This is a genomic window from Paramagnetospirillum kuznetsovii, assembly GCF_003284725.1.
GTDB classification, from domain to species: domain Bacteria; phylum Pseudomonadota; class Alphaproteobacteria; order Rhodospirillales; family Magnetospirillaceae; genus Phaeospirillum; species Phaeospirillum kuznetsovii.
Genome location: NZ_PGTO01000003.1, coordinates 362,497 through 381,138, shown reverse-complemented (window position 1 = coordinate 381,138; position 18,642 = coordinate 362,497). Strand labels below are relative to the sequence as shown.

The 18,642-nt window shown below is 65.0% G+C and carries 17 protein-coding genes; 14 read left to right on the top strand and 3 right to left on the bottom strand.

Annotation, left to right across the window (positions count from 1 at the left end):
* Positions 1-86: 86 nt before the first annotated feature.
* A complete protein-coding gene (locus tag CU669_RS06675; protein ID WP_112143027.1) occupies positions 87-1,079 on the bottom strand; it encodes an NAD(P)H-dependent glycerol-3-phosphate dehydrogenase in 993 nt (330 codons plus the stop codon).
* 261 nt (positions 1,080-1,340) lie between these two features.
* Here CU669_RS06675 and CU669_RS06670 point away from each other — a divergent pair, with 261 nt between their 5' ends.
* The 7 genes from CU669_RS06670 (at position 1,341) to CU669_RS06645 (ending at position 5,222) form a co-directional block, all read left to right on the top strand.
* The gene (locus CU669_RS06670; protein ID WP_112143026.1) at positions 1,341-1,880 is read left to right on the top strand and encodes a PAS domain-containing protein; all 540 of its coding nucleotides are present in this window, start codon (positions 1,341-1,343) and stop codon (positions 1,878-1,880) included.
* A 14-nt stretch (positions 1,881-1,894) separates the two neighbouring features.
* The gene (locus CU669_RS06665) at positions 1,895-3,211 is read left to right on the top strand and encodes a methyl-accepting chemotaxis protein (protein ID WP_112143025.1); all 1,317 of its coding nucleotides are present in this window, start codon (positions 1,895-1,897) and stop codon (positions 3,209-3,211) included.
* A gap of 120 nt (positions 3,212-3,331) precedes the next feature.
* Complete coding sequence (gene trxA, locus CU669_RS06660) at positions 3,332-3,646, top strand: thioredoxin TrxA (RefSeq protein ID WP_112143024.1); 315 nt, start codon at positions 3,332-3,334, stop codon at positions 3,644-3,646.
* A gap of 94 nt (positions 3,647-3,740) precedes the next feature.
* Positions 3,741-3,977 (top strand): hypothetical protein, encoded by a 237-nt coding sequence (locus CU669_RS06655; RefSeq protein WP_112143061.1) that lies wholly within the window; start codon positions 3,741-3,743, stop codon positions 3,975-3,977.
* A gap of 95 nt (positions 3,978-4,072) precedes the next feature.
* Positions 4,073-4,237, top strand: coding sequence for a hypothetical protein (locus CU669_RS21555; RefSeq protein WP_192884587.1), 165 nt, complete (start codon positions 4,073-4,075; stop codon positions 4,235-4,237).
* 7 nt (positions 4,238-4,244) lie between these two features.
* Positions 4,245-4,517: a hypothetical protein gene (locus tag CU669_RS06650; RefSeq protein WP_239988579.1), complete on the top strand. Its 273-nt coding sequence runs from the start codon at positions 4,245-4,247 to the stop codon at positions 4,515-4,517.
* Between the two features lie 180 nt (positions 4,518-4,697).
* Entirely contained in the window at positions 4,698-5,222 is a 525-nt protein-coding gene (locus CU669_RS06645) for a hypothetical protein (protein WP_112143023.1), read from the top strand.
* Between the two features lie 140 nt (positions 5,223-5,362).
* Here CU669_RS06645 and CU669_RS06640 read toward each other — a convergent pair whose 3' ends face one another.
* On the bottom strand, positions 5,363-6,517 hold the full coding sequence (locus CU669_RS06640) for a PP2C family protein-serine/threonine phosphatase (RefSeq protein WP_112143022.1): 1,155 nt from the start codon (positions 6,515-6,517) through the stop codon (positions 5,363-5,365).
* 92 nt (positions 6,518-6,609) lie between these two features.
* Here CU669_RS06640 and CU669_RS06635 point away from each other — a divergent pair, with 92 nt between their 5' ends.
* From CU669_RS06635 to CU669_RS06605, 7 genes are all read left to right on the top strand, one after another.
* Positions 6,610-7,482 (top strand): helix-turn-helix transcriptional regulator, encoded by an 873-nt coding sequence (locus CU669_RS06635; RefSeq protein WP_112143021.1) that lies wholly within the window; start codon positions 6,610-6,612, stop codon positions 7,480-7,482.
* A 132-nt stretch (positions 7,483-7,614) separates the two neighbouring features.
* Positions 7,615-9,114, top strand: a complete 1,500-nt coding sequence (locus tag CU669_RS06630) for an NADH-ubiquinone oxidoreductase-F iron-sulfur binding region domain-containing protein (RefSeq protein ID WP_112143059.1) — start codon at positions 7,615-7,617, stop codon at positions 9,112-9,114.
* Positions 9,111-11,828: a formate dehydrogenase subunit alpha gene (gene fdhF, locus CU669_RS06625; protein WP_112143020.1), complete on the top strand. Its 2,718-nt coding sequence runs from the start codon at positions 9,111-9,113 to the stop codon at positions 11,826-11,828. Before CU669_RS06630 ends, fdhF begins: the two co-directional genes overlap by 4 nt.
* A 183-nt stretch (positions 11,829-12,011) precedes the next feature.
* The gene (locus tag CU669_RS06620) at positions 12,012-12,482 is read left to right on the top strand and encodes a 4-hydroxylaminobenzoate lyase (RefSeq protein WP_112143019.1); all 471 of its coding nucleotides are present in this window, start codon (positions 12,012-12,014) and stop codon (positions 12,480-12,482) included.
* Positions 12,483-12,486: 4 nt separating this feature from the next.
* Complete coding sequence (locus CU669_RS06615) at positions 12,487-13,311, top strand: alpha/beta fold hydrolase (protein WP_112143018.1); 825 nt, start codon at positions 12,487-12,489, stop codon at positions 13,309-13,311.
* Between the two features lie 80 nt (positions 13,312-13,391).
* Positions 13,392-14,936 (top strand): 3,4-dehydroadipyl-CoA semialdehyde dehydrogenase, encoded by a 1,545-nt coding sequence (locus tag CU669_RS06610; protein ID WP_112143017.1) that lies wholly within the window; start codon positions 13,392-13,394, stop codon positions 14,934-14,936.
* Positions 14,937-15,082: 146 nt separating this feature from the next.
* Positions 15,083-16,732 carry a methyl-accepting chemotaxis protein gene (locus tag CU669_RS06605; protein ID WP_161539597.1) on the top strand — a complete coding sequence of 550 codons (1,650 nt, stop codon included), beginning with the start codon at positions 15,083-15,085 and terminating at the stop codon, positions 16,730-16,732.
* Between the two features lie 60 nt (positions 16,733-16,792).
* Here CU669_RS06605 and CU669_RS06600 read toward each other — a convergent pair whose 3' ends face one another.
* Positions 16,793-18,499 (bottom strand): nitrite reductase, encoded by a 1,707-nt coding sequence (locus tag CU669_RS06600; protein WP_112143015.1) that lies wholly within the window; start codon positions 18,497-18,499, stop codon positions 16,793-16,795.
* Positions 18,500-18,642 lie beyond the last annotated feature (143 nt).

Below are 18,642 nucleotides of genomic sequence, written 5' to 3'. Positions count from 1 at the left end.
CCTTGGCTTCCGCCGCACGAGCGGCGCGGCCCTTTGGGCCTAACCAAGGCTCGATGAGGCAATCTCATCGAGCCTTGCTATTAAGTCTATAGCCCCTCGTCACGGAACGGCCGCGACAAGAGAGCCCGGATGGCGTCGTCCAGGCTGACGCCCTTGTTGATCACCGCGTCGACGCCGGCGCAGATGGGCATCTCGACACCCATGCGCGCCGCCATGTCCATGACGGCGCCCGCGGTGGTGACGCCCTCGGTGACCGAGCGGCGCTCGCCCAGGATGTCGCCCAGGCTGCGTCCCTGTCCCAAGGCGAAGCCCAAGGAGTAGTTGCGCGATTGGGTGGAGGATGCGGTCAAGATCAGATCGCCCAGTCCCGACAAGCCCATCAAGGTGTCGGGACGGCCGCCCTTGGCCATGGCCAGACGGGTCAACTCGGCCAGTCCTCGGGTGATCAGCGATGCGCGGGCATTGTCGCCCAGGCCGCGCCCCTCGACGATGCCGCAGGCGATGGCCAGCACATTCTTGACGGCGCCGCCCACCTGCGAGCCCACCATGTCGTCGGACAGATAGGGGCGGAAGCTGGCGGTGCCCAGCGCATCCACCAGCTTCTGGCCCAGGGCGCGGTCGGCGCAGGCAAGGGTGATGGCGGTGGGCAGCCCACGCGCCACCTCGATGGCGAAAGTAGGACCGGACAGCACGGCCGGGACCGCGTCGGGCAGTTCCGCCTCCACCGCATCCTGCATCAGGGCGCAGGTGGACAGTTCGATGCCCTTGGCGCAGATGACGGCGGGCACGCCCTTGCGCCAATGGGGCGCCAAGGCGCGGCAGGCGGCCCGCAGATGCTGGGCGGGGGCCACCAGCAGGACCGCGTCGGCCCGGGCGACCTCGGCGTAATCCTGGGTGGCGCGGATGGCGGGGTCCAGCGAGACGCCGGGCAGGAAGTCGGAATTGACATGGGCGGTGTTGACCTGCTCCACCACCCCGTCCTCGCGGGCCCACAGCACCACGTCGCGACCGGCGCGCCGCGCCGTCAGCGCCAGTGCCGTTCCCCATGCTCCTCCGCCGACAACGCCGATGGTCTTCATGTATCCCCCGTCTCTGGAGCATCCGGTTTACCCTGTCGCCGGGGCGCGGGCAAGCAGCGCGGCCTTGCGGCGGGAATTGGGGCGGGCGCCACTACAGAATTCAAGGCCTCTCTCCCTGTTAAGTCGAATGGGAAGCGCAACTTAAGAGCCGGAGAGTATAACTATCGTATGCAAGATATCGTCGGGGTAGTTCGTCCTTGCATATACGTAGCTTTACTGCCAGACTCTCGACGTTGGTATGGGGATTACGGGGATCGAAGTATGGGCGAGGGCAAGGTGGCTCCTTCTGGAAGGGAGCGGTCGTTTTCTACCGATGAGTTGATTGTGAGCAAGACCGACCCCAAGGGTCGCCTGACTTATGTCAATGATGTTTTTCTGAAGGTCAGCGGGTTCACCGAGCCGGAATTGACGGGGCAGGCCCATTCAATTATCCGCCATCCGGAAATGCCGCGATGCATCTTCAAGTTGCTGTGGGACACCATCTCCAGCGGTAAGGAATTGTTCGCCTATGTGAATAACATGGCGAAGAACGGCGATAACTACTGGGTGTTCGCCCATGTCACCCCCAATTTCGATGCCAATCACCAGATCATCGGCTACCACTCCAACCGCAGGGTTCCGGAACCGGACGCCCTTGGCGTCGTGAAGCCCCTCTATGCCAAGCTGTTGGCCGAGGAAAGCCGTCATCAGGATCGCAAGGCCGGTCTCGATGCATCATGGGCCATGCTGCAAAAGGCGGTGGCCGATGCCGGTTTCGACAGCTATGACCGCATGGTCTTCGCTATCACCCCCGAACGCTGACCGGAGCCACAGCCATGGAAAAAACTCTGCATTCCGAGGCACGGAGCGTCCTGATCGCGGTGCTGGTTCCGGCCGTCGTTTGTCTGGCCGCCGTGGTGGCGGCCCTGTTGTCGGGCGGCTCCGTCCTGGCCCTCGGCGTGGCGGTGCTCGCCTCGCTGGCCTCCATCGGCGTGGCCCTTCAGATCGGCGCGAAGCTGAGCGGCGTGGCCGATGACCTGAGCGGCGCCAACCGCGTGCTGGGCCGGGCATCGGCCGGGGATATCAACGTCCGCGTCCTCAATATTCGTCGCAATGATGAAATCGGCGCCTTGCTGCGCAACGTCAACCGCCTGCTGGACTTGGCGGAAGCCTTCGGCAAGGAGGCCTTCGCCGCCGTGGAGTCCGCCAACCACCGCAAATATTTCCGGCGTATCGTCACCACCGGCTTGCGCGGTGATTTCACGCTTTACGCCAAGACCATCAATGCTTCGCTCAAGCTGATGGAGACCCGCGACGCCGAATTCGTCGCCTTCGCCAATAACGAGGTCAAGGGCGTGGCCAACGCCGTGGCGGCCGCGTCCACGGAGTTGGAGGCCTCGTCGGGGGCCATGTCCGCTCAAGCCACTGATACCACCCGTCAGGCCATGACGGTGGCCGCCGCCGCCGAGCAGGCCTCGGTCAATGTTCAGGCGGTCGCCTCGGCGGTGGAGGAGTTCTCGTCCTCCATCCAGGAAATCAGTGCCCAGGTCAATCGGGCCGCCGCCGTGGCGTCGGAAGCCGCTGGCGTGGCGGCCCGCACGGATTCCACCGTGCGTGGCCTGGCCGATGCCGCCAACCGCATCGGCGACATCGTCAGCCTGATCAACGACATCGCGTCCCAGACCAATCTTCTGGCGCTCAACGCCACCATCGAGGCGGCGCGGGCCGGTGAAGCGGGCAAGGGCTTCGCCGTTGTGGCCAACGAGGTCAAGAATCTCGCCAACCAGACGGCAAGGGCCACCGACGACATTACGTCGCAGGTCGCGCAAATCCAGGGTGTCGCCGCCGAGGCCATCTCGGCCATCGAGGAGATTTCCCGCACCGTGTCCCAGATCGAGGAAGCGTCCTCGGCGGTGGCGGGCGCGGTGGAGGAGCAGAACTCCGTTACCCTGGAAATCGCCCGCAATGTCTCCGAGGCGGCGTCCGGCGCGGCATCGGTGTCGTCGGCCATCATCACCGTCCAGGCGACGGCGGCGGAAGCCACCGAATCGGCGGAACAGGTGGCGGCCGCCGCAGCCGAACTGTCGCAGCAATCCGAAACGCTCAGCCGCGAGGTGGATGGATTCATCGCCAGGATCGCAGCGTCTGGCTGACCTGCGTCGGGTTCTCTTGACGCTCGCACGGCAGCTTTCTAGAGTGTTCCAACCCGTCGGGGGAAGCCCCGCCGGGAACGGAGGTTGCTCCGTCTTTTGAATTCGACAAGGAACTTGCCTATGAAGAACGTGACCGACTCCTCGTTCGATGCCGATGTGCTGAAGGCCGCCGGTCCGGTTCTGGTTGATTTCTGGGCCGAATGGTGCGGCCCGTGCCGCCAGATCGCGCCGGCCCTCGAGGAACTCGCCAAGGATCTTGGGGCCAAGATCACCGTCGCCAAGATCAATATCGACGAAAACCCAGGAACGCCCGGCAAGTATGGCGTGCGCGGCATTCCCACCCTGATGATCTTCAAGGACGGCCAAGTCGCCGCCACTAAGATCGGCGCCCTGCCCAAGAGCAAGCTCTACGAGTGGGTTGAAGCCAGCATCTGATTTCAGGTTGCCGTTCGATGCCGAGCCCCGCCACAAGCGGGGCTCGCTGCGTTGGTGGGAGCCGCTGAGGAATCATAACTTTCCGAGGTATGAAATGGCGGTATTCAGCGAACAGGATCGCAAGCATCTACTCGACTATCTTCGGCAGTCGTTCGACGACGACAATGCGGCCGACATGGAGTGCTTTGCGCAGAACTTCCTTCACAACGGTAAAGTATGGGATTTATTGGCTGAACATTTCCCGGCGGCCAGCGCCTCGATTGTAAAGTCGGCGATGATGGAGGCATATGCCGATTGGAGCCAAGACCGCCCGACCGTCACAACGCATTAACAATGTATTGTCCGTATTATCATAACGCTATGACGGAGTATTACATTAGTCACAAATAATGTGTGGCGAATATTGCATTGCGACGATAGCGTGCCATGGATGCCGCGACGCTGGAGATGGTGTTGACCGCCCATGACGAAACCGTCCAGGATGCCCAGGCGGGTGGACATTCCAATGATGTCGTCCAATCCGAGGGCATGACGGCGGCCCGGTGCGCGGTCGAAACGGTCACCCCAAGGGCTCGATTGGCCGCTGCCTAACGGATCGATGATGACACCTGCCGAGACCCAAGCCTTGATCGACCAACTCAAAGAAGAGCGCAATCGTCTCGACCAGCAATTGGACGACGCCCTGCATACCTTCGCCGAGTATGAAGAGGGCATGAATGTGCGTTGGCAAACCGCCGATGCCAACGGCCGCCAGGATCTGATGGCCGAGCGTTCCCGCGTGGAAGAGGAATTGGGCATCGTCACCATCGTGTTGCGCCTGGACGAGATCCGTGAGGCGCTCGACGCGGCGGAAGCATCCAGGCTCGGCTGAATCGCCTTTTGTGGAAAGCGGCCGGGACGCCTGCGCTCCGGGGTGAGAGGCCCGTTGGGAGCGCGGGCGTCCCGCCCGCCCAGAGCTCATTGGGGGGCCGTCGTCGCAGCAATGGCCTTGGACCTTGCCCGCGTCTCGTGCCACAGTGCCGACAGCCCATGTGGGAATTCGCCATCTGCCATGATCATCGAAACCCAACCTCCTGAATCCTCGTTTTCACGGGCGGTCTATACCGAGATCCGCCCCGCCATACCCCGGGGGCAGTGGCCGAGCGACGCCCTGCGAGCCACCTTCGTGGGGGCGCCGGATGGGTTGTCGCTGACGGCGACCTTCGAAGGCCTGCCTCCCGCTGCCGCTCAGGTGGCCTCGCAGGTGGTGGCACGTGCCAAGGTCGATCTGGTGCTGGCCTCCCCGGTGGCCTATCTGGCCGCTGTCGTGGTGCGGGCGCGGCGTTGGCGCGACACTTTTCTTTATTTTCTGCTGCCGGTTCTATTCGCCATCCCGCTGATGGCACCCCTCGGCAATGTGGCCATGCGCATCAGCATGGGATTGTGCATCGTCAACACAATCGCCCTGCTGGGAACCCATGCTCGGCTGTTGCAGGCCAGAAGCGCCCTTAATAGCGCCCGCTTCGTCGCCCTAATCCCGACGCCCGGCCTCAGAATACGCGTGCCGACGGGAACGCCGCTGCACCCGCAGACATAGCGCCGACCCTGGTTGGGAGTTACGTCTTTACGGCCCCCGCGAGGGCGGGCGAGACGCCCGCGCTCCGACTGGGGCGCTATCCTCGGAGCGCGGCCGTCCCGGCCGCATTCCACGAGAGCCGTTTTATGGGCCGAACGGTATCATACCGAAATCCAAACCGCGGTCAGATCGTCGTCGAAGCGCCAGCCGCCATCGCGCAGCGCCTGCACGTCCGCGTCCAGATCGCCAGCGCAGCGTTGGCTGAAAAGCCTGACGCCCTCCTCGCCCAGCAATTCCCCGCTTGGATCGACGGCCTCGCTCAGTCCATCGCTGTACAGCAAGATGGCATCGCCGGGACGAAACGGAATGTCGATGTCGCGATAGACGGCGCCGGCCACAAGGGCGAGCGGGTGGGAATGCTCGGTGATCATGTGGGTGAGGCCATCGCCATCCACACGGATCGGCGACGGCGCCCCGGCACATGACAGGGTGACCTTGCGTTCCGCCATGTCAAAGACGGCGCAGGTCATGGTGGCCAACTGGCCGCGCTGCAATACCGTCAACAACCGCTTGTTCATGCGCTCCAGCACCGCGGACGGATCGAGGGGCGTTCCGGCCTTCTTCTTGCGCATCATCAGATGCAGGCGGAAGGTGTTGATGGCGGCGGGCACGCCATGTCCGGTGAAATCGGCCAGATAGACCCCAAAGCGCTTTTCGTCGATGGGGATCACATCCCACAGATCGCCGCCGACCTCGTCGGAGCTTTGAAACAGGGATGCCAGCCTTATGCCGTAGGTCCGTTCGATCTCGGCGATGCGATCGGCCTTGGGCAGCAAGGCCCGTTGCATGGACTGGGCGGCGGCGATGTCGCGGCTCATGCGGCTTTGATATTGCCGCAAGCTGGTGACCAGCAGTCGCGACCGCAGATGGACCGAGGCCCGCGCCATGAATTCCCGCCGGTCGATGGGCTTGGTCACGTAATCCGAGGCCCCCGCGTCGAAAGCCCGCGCCCGCTCGTCGGCCTCGTGCAGGGCGGTGGCGACCAGGACCGGGATCTCGCCATGGATCGGATCGGCGCGCAGGCGGGCCAAGAACTCGAATCCGTCCATGCGCGGCATCATGATGTCCAGGATGATCAAATCCGGCGGCGCCGCCGCCACCTTGTCCAAGCCGTCGATTCCGTCCACCGCCGCCTCGATCCGGCCCACGCCCATGGCTTCGAGCATGACGGCGATGAGCTGGCGATTCATCGCGTTGTCCTCGACCACCAGCACATGGCATTGGTCGAATCCGACGGCTGCATCATGCTGCGTCATGGATCCTCCTTCATGATCTATTATGCACGAGGCTGGTCAGACGGCTACAACCATGCTTCATTATTGGATCGTTCAGGGGTAAAGCGCGGACAATGGAAGAGCACCCGGAATTCACCGCGATGGCCAAACGGCTGGGAGATCGGGTCAAGAGGTTCCGGGCCCGACGCGGCATGTCGCGCAAGGATCTGTCCCAGCACGCCAGCATTTCCGAACGCTATCTGGCCCAGTTGGAAAGCGGTCAGGCCAATGTCAGCTACAACATCCTGTGGCTGCTGGCCCAGGCCATGGACCTGCCCATCTGCGAATTGATCGAACCCGACGCCGAGGGACACCATCCCGATCTGGCCCTGGCGCGCAAATTCATGGAATCTCTGACGCCGGACCAGCAGTCCGAGGCCTATGTGATCTTGCGCCAGTCCTTCAAGCGCGGGCTGAAACTGTCGCGCCGGGTGGCGCTGGTGGGGCTGCGCGGCGCGGGCAAGACCACCCTGGGCGAAAAGCTGGCCGAGCGCTACGGCGTGCCCTTCGTGCGGGTAACCTCGGTGATCGAGCAGATCGCTGGCATGGACATGACCGAGATCCTGCTGTCCATGGGCCAGAAGGGCTATCGCAAGCTGGAATTCAGCGCCCTGGAGACCACCCTGGCCAGCCATGCCAGCATGGTGCTGGAAGCCGGCGGCTCGCTGGTATCGGAATCGGCCACCTACGACCTGTTGCTGCAATCCTCCTTCACGGTCTGGCTGCAGGCCTCGCCCGAGGAACATATGCGCCGGGTCATGAGCCAAGGCGACCTGCGCCCCATCGAGGGCCAGGGCCAGGCGGCCATGGAGGATCTGAAATCCATCCTGGACGCGCGCCGCCACCTTTACGGCCGGGCCGACGCTGTGCTCAGCACCTCGGGCAAGACCTGGGAAGAAAGCCTGGAAGAACTGTCGCGGCTGGCGGCTCCCCATCTGGGGCTGTAACCCATTCTCGTCGTCATTCCGGCACAGGCGGGAATCCATGGTTCCGCACGACGGTGGACTCCCGCTTTCGCGGGAGTGACGCGGAAAGAGGAGTCGTCACTCACGCTATTGTGCACTATAGTGCATGTCATCATGCCCCCTCGCGACCTGCTCATCGAACATCTGCATAACCTCCAAGACCGGCACGGCGGGCTGTACCCCGCCCATCTGTCCGCCTTGGCGGCCGAGTTCCGCCTGTCACTGTCCGAGGTGATGGAGACCGCCAGTTTCTACGCCCATTTCCGCCTGCTGAAGGACGGCGAGGCCGCACCCTCCGCCGTGGTCCGGGTGTGCGGCAGCCCCAGTTGCGTCCTGCGCGGTGCGGAACAGTTGAAAGCCACGATTCCCGGGGCGGTGGATGCCCCCTGCCTGGGCCTGTGCGATCATGCCCCGGCGGCGCTGGTCAGTCGGGTGCCGGTGCGAGAGGCCACGGTGGAATCGGTGATGGCGGCGCTGATGGTCACCCCACCCCCGCCTCGTTCCTCGCAAAGCCCCTCCCCCTTGTGGGGAGGGGTTGGGGTGGGGGACCGCCCCCGCGACGCCATCCTCGCCGAATTGGAAGCCTCCGGCCTGCGCGGCATGGGCGGCGCCGGATTCCCGGTGGCGCGCAAATGGCGCACGGTGGCCGCCCAGCCCGGCCCGCGCCTGGTGGTGGTCAATGCCGACGAGGGCGAGCCCGGCACCTTCAAGGACCGGCATTTCCTCGACACCGCCATGGACAGGGTGCTGGACGGCGCGCTCGCCGCCGCCTGGGCCATCGAGGCCGAGGCCATCTATATTTATCTCCGCGACGAATATCCCGACCTGCATGACACGCTGGACGCCGCCATCGCGGCGCTGCCGCCGGGCACGGTGCCTGTCCACCTCCGCCGGGGCGCCGGAGCCTATGTCTGCGGCGAGGAATCGGCGCTGATCGAAAGTCTGGAAGGCAAGCGCGGCCTGCCTCGCCAGCGGCCGCCCTACGTGGCCGAGGTCGGGCTGTTCGGCCGCCCCACCTTGGTTAATAACGTCGAGACGCTCTACTGGGTGTCACGCATCCTGGAAGACGGCGCGGAGAGCTTCGCCAAGCACGGCCGTAACGGCCAGAAGGGCCTGCGCAGCTATTCGGTCTCGGGCCGGGTGAAGATCCCCGGCGTCAAGATCGCCCCCAATGGGGTCACCATCACCGAATTGATCGAGGAATTCTGCGGCGGCATGGAGGACGGCCACCATTTGGCCGCCTATCTGCCGGGCGGCGCCTCGGGCGGCTTCCTGCCCGCCCATCTCCAGCCGCCCCTGGCCTTCGGCTGCATCGAGGAGCATGGCGGCTTCATCGGCTCGGCCGCCGTGATCGTGCTGTCGCAGGCCGACGATCTGCGGGCCGTCGCCTTGAACCTCGCCCGCTTCTTCGCCCATGAAAGCTGCGGCCAGTGCACGCCGTGCCGGGTGGGAACGGCGCGGGCAGCGGAGATATTGGAACAACCCCATTGGGACAAACCCCTGCTGGACGACCTGTCCCATGTCATGCGCCAGGCCTCCATCTGCGGCCTGGGCCAGGCCGCCCCCAATGTGTGGCAAAGCCTGCTGCGCCACTTCCCCGAGGTGACGGCATGACCCGCTTCATCCTCGACGGGGCCGAGGTCGAGGCCCGCGACGGCGAGACCATCTGGGACGCCGCCAAGCGACTGGGCCATGTCATTCCCCATCTCTGCCACGCCGACCGCAAGGGGTTCGAGCCCGACGGCAATTGCCGCGCCTGCGTCGTCGCCATCGACGGTGAGCGGGCGCTTGCGGCGTCGTGCCGCCGACGTCCCACCGAGGGCATGAATGTGGTCACCATGGGCGAGCGGGTGGAACGGGCGCGGCGCATGGTGTTCGAACTGCTGTGGGCGGATCAGCCCGAAGGCACCCATTTTCGCCGCATGGCCGAGACGGTGGGGGTGAACGGCAGCCGGTTTAGCGGGCGGGGCGCCCGCGCTCCCGATTTCTCGCACCCCGCCATGGCGGTGCGGCTGGACGCCTGCATCCACTGCACCTTATGCATCCGCGCCTGCCGCGACGTCCAGGGCAACGACGTCATCGGCATGGCCCATCGCGGCGCCCACAGCCGCGTCGTCTTCGATCTCGACAGCCCCATGGGGCAAAGCTCCTGCGTCGGCTGCGGCGAATGCGTCCAGGCCTGTCCCACCGGCGCTTTGCTGCCCAAATCCAATCAGGCCCCCGAACGCAGCGTCGAGTCCCTGTGTCCCTATTGCGGCGTCGGCTGTCAGGTCACCTATCAGGTGGCGGGCGGCATCATCGTCGGGGCCGAGGGCCGCGACGGAATCGCCAATGAACAACGCCTGTGCGTCAAGGGCCGCTTCGGCTTCGATTACGGCCGCCATCGCCACCGCCTGACCACGCCGCTGATCCGCAAGACGGGGGCGCCCAAGGAGCCGCTGGATCCGGCCAATCCGCTGACCCATTTCCGCGAGGCGTCGTGGGACGAGGCATTGGACTTCGCCGCCGCCGGGCTGAGGCGGCAGATGAATTCCGACGAGCCTCGCTCGGAGGCAAGGCCAACGGCCGCCGCGCCCGCCCGGCGATTGAGGGACAGCAAATTAGCCGGGCTGGGTTCGGCCAAGGGCTCCAACGAGGAGGCCTATCTGTTCCAGAAGCTGGTGCGCACCGGCTTTCGAACCAACAATGTGGATCACTGCACCCGGCTGTGCCATGCCTCCTCGGTCGCCGCCCTGCTGGAAGGCATCGGCTCGGGCGCGGTGACCGCCCCGGTCGCCGAGGTCGCCAATGCCGAGGTGATCGTGGTGATCGGCGCCAATCCGTCGGCCAATCATCCGGTGGCCGCCAGCTTCATCAAGAACGCGGTGCGCAAGGGCGCCACGCTGGTGGTGATCGACCCGCGCGGCCAGGCGCTGGACCGCTTCGCCACACATAGTCTCCGTTTCAAGTCGGGCACCGACGTGGCCCTGCTCAACGCCCTGCTGCATGTGATCGTGGCGGAAGGCCTCACCGACACGGATTTCGTGGCGGCGCGCACCACCGGCTTCGAGCAACTGGCCGAGCACGTCATGGCCTATGCCCCCGAGGTCATGGCGCCGGTCTGCGGCATTGCCGCCGAGACCATCCGCGACGTGGCCCGCCTGTTCGCTAAGGCCCGGTCCGCCATGATCCTGTGGGGGATGGGAATTTCCCAGCACAGCCACGGCACCGACAATTCCCGCTGCCTGATCGCCCTGGCCATGCTATGCGGCCATGTGGGCAAGCCCGGCAGCGGGCTGCATCCCCTGCGCGGCCAGAACAATGTCCAGGGCGCCTCGGACGCCGGGCTGATTCCCATGATGCTGCCCGACTACAAGCGGGTCGGCGAGGACGAGCACCGCCACCGTTTCGAGCAGGCCTGGGGGGTGGAGCTCGATCCCAATCCCGGCCTGACGGTGGTCGAGATGATGCACGCCGCCCAGGCGGGTCGGCTGCGCGCCATGTATGTCATGGGCGAGAACCCCGCCATGTCCGACCCCGATCTGTCCCACGCCCGCGAGGCCTTGGCGAGCCTGGATCATCTGGTGGTCCAGGACATCTTCCTGACCGAGACCGCCATGCTGGCCGACGTGGTGCTGCCCGCCGGAATTTTCGCCGAGAAGACCGGCAGCTTCACCAATACCGACCGCCATGTCCAGATGGGCCGCCAGGTGCTGGACCCGCCCGGCCAGGCCCGCCAGGATCTGTGGATCATCCAGGAACTGGCCAATCGGCTGGGGCTGGACTGGCACTATGACGGGCCGCGAGAGGTCTTCGCCGAGATGGCGACGCTGATGCCCTCGCTGGCCGGGATCACCTGGGACAGGCTGGAGGCCGAAGGCGGCATCACCACGCCCGCCGGTAAGGCCATCCTGTTCGACGACCGCTTCCCCACCGCCGACGGCAAGGCGCGATTGGTTACCGCCTCGGGCATCGCGCCTGCGGAAAGTGTCGATGCCGATTACCCCTTCATCCTGACCACCGGCCGGGTGCTGGAACACTGGCATACCGGCTCCATGACCCGGCGCTCCCAGGTGCTGGACCAACTGCGCCCCCAGGCGGAAATCACCGTCAATCCCGACGACCTTGCCGGGCTTGGCGTGGCGGATGGTGGCGGGCTGCGCATGGAAAGCCGTCGCGGCGCCATCACGGCGGCCGCCAAGGCGGACCCGAGACTGCCGCGCGGATTGGTGTTCATGGCCTTCTGCTACGCCGAGGCCGCCGCCAACATGCTGACCAATCCGGTGCTGGACCCGGTGGCTAAGATTCCCGAGCTCAAGGTCTCCGCCGTCCGCCTTCATGCATTATAATGCTTCTAAGACATGATTTGCGGTGTTATAGTTCCGGAAGATTGAGGGGCGTCTTTTCCCGTCTTTTTCGTCACCCCCGCGAAAGCGGGGGTCCATGGTGTCGCACGGACGATCCGGCAGGCATGGATTCCCGCCTACGCGGGAATGACGGACAGGGGATCGCCAACCGACAGGAGATGCACCGTGTCCAAATCCGCATTCCAGGCGCTGGTGGCCCAGATCACCACCACCATTGCCGGTCAGCCGGTCACACCCGACCTGAAGGGCGTCCTTCAGGCCAAGTTCCCCCCCGAGGGCACGGTGTTCAAATCCATCGAGGCCGCCTGCCATCAGGCCATCAAGGACGGCTGGATGTGCGAGCGCGAGCATGGCGGCATCAAATACGGCCGGGTGGTGGAGGCGACGCCGGACCTGGCCGGGTATTCCATCGACGTGGTTCATATGAAGGATGTGGCGGGGCCGCATCACCGCCATCCCGACGGCGAGATCGACATGGTGATGCCCATCACGCCGACCGCCAAGTTCGACGGCTCGCCCAAGGGCTGGGTGGTCTATGGGCCGGACAGCGCCCACCGCCCCACGGTCACCGAGGGCGAGGCGCTGGTGCTGTATCTGCTGCCCGGCGGCAAGATCGACTTCACCCGGAACAAGTAATCCCATGTGGCGCCAGCACACCCACGGCCAGATCGACCTGGGCGACCAGCATCTGGAATACAAATGGCTGCATCCCACCGTGGAGGGGCGGCCGACCCTGGTTCTGCTGCACGAAGGCCTGGGCTGCGTCGCCATCTGGAAGGGCTTCCCCGAGAAGCTGGCCGAGGCCACCGGCTGCGGTGTCTTCGTCTATTCGCGGCGCGGCTACGGCAAGTCGTCTCCCGTCGATCTGCCGCGCCCTCTCACCTATATGCATCACGAAGCCCTGGACGTGTTGCCCCGCCTGCTGGAAAACCTGGATTTGGGCAGCGTGATCCTGATCGGCCATTCCGACGGCGCCTCCATCAGTCTGGTCCATGCGGGCGGCACTCCGGCCAAGACGGTCAAGGGCGTCGTCGCCCTGGCACCCCATGTGATGAACGAGGAGATCTGCGTCGCCTCCATCCGCCAGGCCAAGATCGCCTATGAGACCGGCGATTTGCGGGCGCGCTTGGCGCCGCTGCACCACGACAACGTGGACTGCGCCTTCTGGGGCTGGAACGGCGCCTGGCTGGACCCGGATTTCATGCACTGGAACCTGGAGGAATACCTGCCCGGCATCAAAGTGCCGGTCATGGTCATCCAGGGTCGCGACGACGAATACGGCAGCCATGTCCAGTACGACTCCATCAAGGCCAAATGTGGCGGCCCGACGGAAGTGGTGCTGCTGGACCGCTGCCGCCACTCCCCCCACAAGGATCAGCCCGACGCGACGCTTTCCGCCATCACCCGCTTCGTCGCCGCCATTGCCCCCCACCCCAACCCCTCCCCACGAGGGGGAGGGGCTTGACGCTAAGGCTCCCCTCCCCTTGATGGGGAGGGGTCGGGGGTGGGGTGAAGCCACCGCACTGTCTTATGAGGAACGCTCCCATGATCAGACTTCAAAGCTATTTGGCCGGACGCTGGCAGGACGGCAACGGGCCGGGAACCAAGCTGGTCGATCCGGTGACGGCCGAGACCCTGGCCAGTGCATCGGGCGACGGGCTGAACATGGCCGAGGCGCTGGACCATGCCCGCGCCAAGGGTGGCCCTGCCTTGCGGGCTTTGACTTTTGCAGGGCGCGCCGCCCTGATCAACGAGGTCGCGGGCGTGCTGACCGAGAACCGCGAGCGCTACAACGCGCTGTCGCTGGCCAATAGCGGCACCACCGCCCATGACACCATGCTGGACGTGGATGGTGGCATCGGCACCCTCAAATACTACGCCTCCATCGGGCGCAAGCTGGGCGAGGTCCACACCCTGGCGGAAGCCGGCATCGAGCAGATGAACAAGGACGAGAATTTCCGCGGCATGCATCTGTGGACCACCGTCCGGGGCGTCGCCGTCCATATCAACGCCTTCAACTTCCCGTCCTGGGGTCTGTGGGAAAAGGCCGCCGTCGCCCTGCTGGCGGGCGTTCCCTTCCTGGCCAAGCCCGCTACCGCCACCGCCCTGGTGGCCTACGAGATGTTCAAGGACGTCATCGCCAAGGGCGTGCTTCCCGAAGGCGCCGCCTCGCTGCTGTGCGGCGGCGGTCGCGACCTGATGGAGCATCTGAAGCCGGGCGATCTGGTGTCCTTCACCGGCTCGGCCGACACCGCCTTGATGCTGCGCTCGCACCCCAATGTGCAGGCATCGAACATCCGTTTCGCGGTGGAAGCCGACAGTCTGAATCTCTGCGCCCTGGGGCCGGATGCCGGGCCGGACAGCGTCGAATTCGGCGCCTTCGTCAAGGAAGTGACCCGCGAACTGACCATCAAGTCGGGCCAGAAATGCACCGCCATCCGTCGCATCCTGGTCCCGCGCGAGCGCGTCGAGGCGGTGATCGCCGCGCTGTCCGCCTCCCTCGCCAAGATCAAGCAGGGAGATCCTCGCGACGAGTCCGTCCGCATGGGGCCGCTGGTCAATGCGTCGCAGACCCAGGCCGCCCTGGACGGGCTCGCCCAGTTGAAGGCCGAGGCCCGCGTGGTGGTCGGCGGCGGCGAGGCCAAGGGCTGCTTCCTGCCCGCCACCGTGCTGCTGTGCGACCAGCCCATGACCGGCAAGGCGGTGCATGAAATCGAGGTGTTCGGCCCCGTCGCCACCCTGATGCCCTATGACTCGGTGGATCAGGCCATCGCCCTGGCCCACAAGGGCGGCGGCTCGCTGGCCGCCTCGGTGTTCTCCGGCGATGCCGGGTTCAACGCCACTTTCGTTCCCGCCATCGCCACCGCCCACGGACGGGTGCAGGTGGTGGACGCGGTGGTGGCGGGCGGCCATACCGGCCACGGTGTCGTCATGCCCCATTGCATCCACGGCGGCCCCGGCCGCGCCGGTGGCGGCGAGGAGTTGGGCGGCCTGCGCGGCCTGCGCTTCTACATGCAGCGCACCGCCATCCAGGCCAATAAGGCGACCTTGGACGCATTCATCGCCAAATCCGCCACTGTGTCCTTGTAAAAGCCTGGGCAAGGCTCCTCCTGGTAGCCGACGGCGCTTCTCGCGCGCCGTCGGCTGGGGTATCGTTGCTTCGCGGGATGGGAGAAATCGGCTGGTCGAGGCAGAAAGGGCATTCCATGTTCAATAACCTGAAAATCTCTGGGAGATTGAGTGTCCTGATCGCGGTCGGCATGGTCGGTACCATTGTTCTGGCCATCTTCAGTCTGGCGCAATTGCGCGGCACCATGCTCGAGGATCGCAAGCTCGTGGTGCGCCAGATGGTTGAGGCGGCAAACACGCTTGCCGGGCATTATCGCCAACTGGCCGAGAGCGGCGCCCTGACCGAAGACGTGGCGAAGGATCAGGCCAAGGCCGCCATCCGCGCCATCCGCTATGGCGATGGCAATTACCTGTTCGCCTATGACAGCACGGGGCTGATCCAGATCAACGGCGGCGACAAGACCAAGGAAGGCCACAACCGCATCGATGACAAGGATCCGGGCGGCAAGGCCTATGCCCGCGAGATGATCCGGCAGGCGCTGGCCGGGGGCGGCTACACGGAATATCTATCCGCCCGCAAGGGCAATGACCGGACCTTGCCGAAAATCTCCTACAGCAGTCATTACAAGCCATGGGACTGGGTCATTGCCACTGGCGTCTACGTGGACGACGTGGATGATGCGTTCTATTCCCACCTGATGGCGGTGGGGAGCGTGATCATCGTCGTCATCGGGCTGATGATGGCGCTGTCTCTTCGTCTGGGGGCCAGTATCACCCGTCCCATCACCCATATGACCACCGCCATGGGCGCTATGGCCGACGGGAATCTTGCCGTCTCCATTCCCGTCACCGGCAATACGGATGAAATCGGGGCCATGGCGCGGGCCATGGCCGTGTTCAAGGACGGACTGATCCGCGCCAATCAACTGGCGGCGGCGCAGGAGGCGGAGCAGACCGCCCGGGAAGCCCGGGCCAGGACCATCGAGTCCCTGACCAAGGAATTCGACAGTCATTCCTCCATGGTCCTCGAAACCGTCACCCGCGCGTCGACCCAACTTCAAGCCACGGCCCAGGCCATGTCCGTCACGGCGGAACAGACCAATCGGCGGGTCGCCACCGTCTCCGTCGCCACCGAGGAGGCCTCGGTCAGCGTCCAAACCGTGGCCAGCGCCGCCGAGCAGTTATCGGCGTCCAGCCTCGAGATCGGGCGTCAGGTGGAACAGTCCAGCCGGATTTCCCAGGCGGCCTCGGACGACGCCAACCGCACCAGCGCCACCGTGCAGGGACTGGCCGAGAGCTCGGCCAAGATCGGGGCGGTGGTCAGCCTGATCAACGACATCGCGTCCCAGACCAATCTGCTGGCGCTCAACGCCACCATCGAGGCGGCACGGGCGGGCGAAGCGGGCAAGGGATTCGCCGTGGTCGCCAACGAGGTCAAGCATCTGGCCAATCAGACGGCGCGGGCCACCGAGGAAATCAGTTCGCAAATCGGCGCGGTTCAGGCCGCGACCCTGGAAGCGGTGGAGGCCATTTCGGGCATCGTCGGCCGCATCGAGGAGATCAACCACATCGCCGGGGCTATTTCTTCCGCCGTGGATGAACAATCCGCCGCCACCGCCGAGATCGCCCGCAACGTGCAACGGACCGCCGAGGGAACCCGCCAGATTTCCACCAACATCCAAGGCGTGACCCAGGCGGCGGAAGAAACCAGCGGCGCCGCCGGTCAAGTCCTGGCCTCGGCCCATTCCCTGGCCAAGGAAGCCGGCGATCTGAAGACGGTGGTGGGCGGATTCCTGACCGGCGTGCGGACGGCCTGACCCCCCGGAATAGACAACGCCCCCGAGCCTCGCGGCCCGGGGGCGTCCTTCCCTTTCCGATCAGTAGATGTCGTGCAGGGTGTTGTAGACGTTGAACTTGCCCGTCGGCGTGATCAGGCGGGGATCCTTGATCACCGACTTCAGCTTGCGGGTCTTGTCGTCCACCACCACGATGGCCGAGACCTTGTCCTTGGCGTTCCACACCGAAATCCACACTTCGTCGCCGGCCTTGTTGTATTCCGGCTGGACCACGCGGGGGGCACCGTCCTTGATGCCGGCCCATTTGGCGATGGGCAGGATCTCGGCGGGCTTATCCAGGTTCCTTGTGTCGAACACGGCGATGCTGGCCGCCATCTCCGGATCGGGGTTCAGCGGGGTGTCGACCCACAGATTGGCCGACTTGGGATGGGTCTTGAGGAACAGCGACCCGCCGCCCTGGCCGGTCAGGCTGGCGACCTTGGTCCAGGCCTGCTTGGGATGGCCCTTGGGGTCGGTGCCGATCAGGGCCACCGTCTCGTCGCCGAGATGGCCGGTCGCCCAGACCGGGCCGAACTTGGGATGGACGAAATTGGTGCCACGACCGGGATGCGGCGTGGCGCCGACCTCGACCATGCCCACCAGCTTGTCGTCCTTGGTGTCGACCACCGCGATCTTGTTGCGGGCGTTGGCGGCGACCAGGAAATAGCGCTTGGACGCGTCGAAGCCGCCATCATGCAGGAAGCGCTCGGCCTCGATGGTGGTGACGCGCAGATTCTTGATGTCGGAATAGTCCACCAGCAGGATGTGGCCGGTCTCCTTCACATTGACCACGAATTCCGGCTTGAAGTGCGAGGCCACGATGGAGGCGACGCGGGGTTCCGGGTGGTATTCCTGCTTGTCGGTGGTCATGCCGCGGGTGGAGACGATCTTCTTCGGCTCCAGGGTATTGCCGTCCATGATGACGTATTGCGGCGGCCAATAGGCGCCGGCGATGGCGAATTTGTCCTCGAAGCCCTTGAACTTGGAGGTCTCCACCGAGCGGGCCTCCATGCCGATCTTGATCTCGGCGACGGTATCTGGCTTTTCCATCCACAGATCGATCAGGTTGATCTTGGCGTCGCGGCCGATGACGTAGAGATAGCGGCCCGAGGCGGAAATGCGCGAGATGTGGACGGCATAGCCGGTCTTGATGATGGTGACGATCTCCTTGGACGCACCGTCGATCAGGGCGATCTCGCCGGAATCGCGCAAGGTCACCGAGAACAGGTTTTCCAGCGCCAGATTGTTCATCTGCTTCTTGGGGCGACGATCCTCGGGAATGATCACCTTCCAGGTCGACTGAATCTGCTCCATGCCGAATTCGGGCGGCTGCGGCGGGTCGTTCAGCAGGTAATTGGCCATCAGATCCACCTCGGCCTCGCTCAACTGGCCGGAGGTTCCCCAATTGGGCATGCCAGCCGCCGAGCCGTAGGTGATGAAGGCCTTCAGCGCGTCGAAGCCACGTTCGCGGGTGATGTCGGTGGTCAGCGGCTTGCCGGTGGCGCCCTTGCGCAGAACGCCGTGACAGCCGGCGCAGCGCTCGAAATAGATCTGCTTGGCCTTGTCGAACTGGGCGGCGGTCAGGACGGGAGCGGGCAGCGCCCCAGGCTGCTGCATGGGCGCGCCCTTGAGCACGTCGCCGCTGGTCTCGTATTGCTGGCCGGCGCCATGGGCTGGCTTGTCCTCGGCCTTGGCCGAAGCCGCCCAGACGACCGTGGCGGCCGCCATCAAAATCGTGGTCGTTTTCATGGAATTCCCTCTTCGCAAGTGATCCGCCGGTTGTTCCGGTCTTTCAAAGAAAGAAACCATATTCGCAGTAAGGAGAACTTGGCAAGAAGACTAACTATATTTGACATTTATCAATATGACAAATATCAATATTCCGATGTCGC

Coding starts and splice junctions, on each gene's coding strand:
- fdhF (WP_112143020.1), top strand. CDS start 9,111: ATGACCCGCTTCATCCTCGACGGGGCCGAGGTCGAGGCCCGCGACGGC.
- CU669_RS06645 (WP_112143023.1), top strand. CDS start 4,698: ATGATCATCGAAACCCAACCTCCTGAATCCTCGTTTTCACGGGCGGTC.
- CU669_RS06670 (WP_112143026.1), top strand. CDS start 1,341: ATGGGCGAGGGCAAGGTGGCTCCTTCTGGAAGGGAGCGGTCGTTTTCT.
- CU669_RS06600 (WP_112143015.1), bottom strand. CDS start 18,499: ATGAAAACGACCACGATTTTGATGGCGGCCGCCACGGTCGTCTGGGCG.
- CU669_RS06650 (WP_239988579.1), top strand. CDS start 4,245: ATGATGACACCTGCCGAGACCCAAGCCTTGATCGACCAACTCAAAGAA.
- trxA (WP_112143024.1), top strand. CDS start 3,332: ATGAAGAACGTGACCGACTCCTCGTTCGATGCCGATGTGCTGAAGGCC.
- CU669_RS06640 (WP_112143022.1), bottom strand. CDS start 6,517: ATGACGCAGCATGATGCAGCCGTCGGATTCGACCAATGCCATGTGCTG.
- CU669_RS06615 (WP_112143018.1), top strand. CDS start 12,487: ATGTGGCGCCAGCACACCCACGGCCAGATCGACCTGGGCGACCAGCAT.
- CU669_RS06675 (WP_112143027.1), bottom strand. CDS start 1,079: ATGAAGACCATCGGCGTTGTCGGCGGAGGAGCATGGGGAACGGCACTG.
- CU669_RS06665 (WP_112143025.1), top strand. CDS start 1,895: ATGGAAAAAACTCTGCATTCCGAGGCACGGAGCGTCCTGATCGCGGTG.
- CU669_RS06610 (WP_112143017.1), top strand. CDS start 13,392: ATGATCAGACTTCAAAGCTATTTGGCCGGACGCTGGCAGGACGGCAAC.
- CU669_RS06635 (WP_112143021.1), top strand. CDS start 6,610: ATGGAAGAGCACCCGGAATTCACCGCGATGGCCAAACGGCTGGGAGAT.
- CU669_RS21555 (WP_192884587.1), top strand. CDS start 4,073: ATGGATGCCGCGACGCTGGAGATGGTGTTGACCGCCCATGACGAAACC.
- CU669_RS06630 (WP_112143059.1), top strand. CDS start 7,615: ATGCCCCCTCGCGACCTGCTCATCGAACATCTGCATAACCTCCAAGAC.
- CU669_RS06655 (WP_112143061.1), top strand. CDS start 3,741: ATGGCGGTATTCAGCGAACAGGATCGCAAGCATCTACTCGACTATCTT.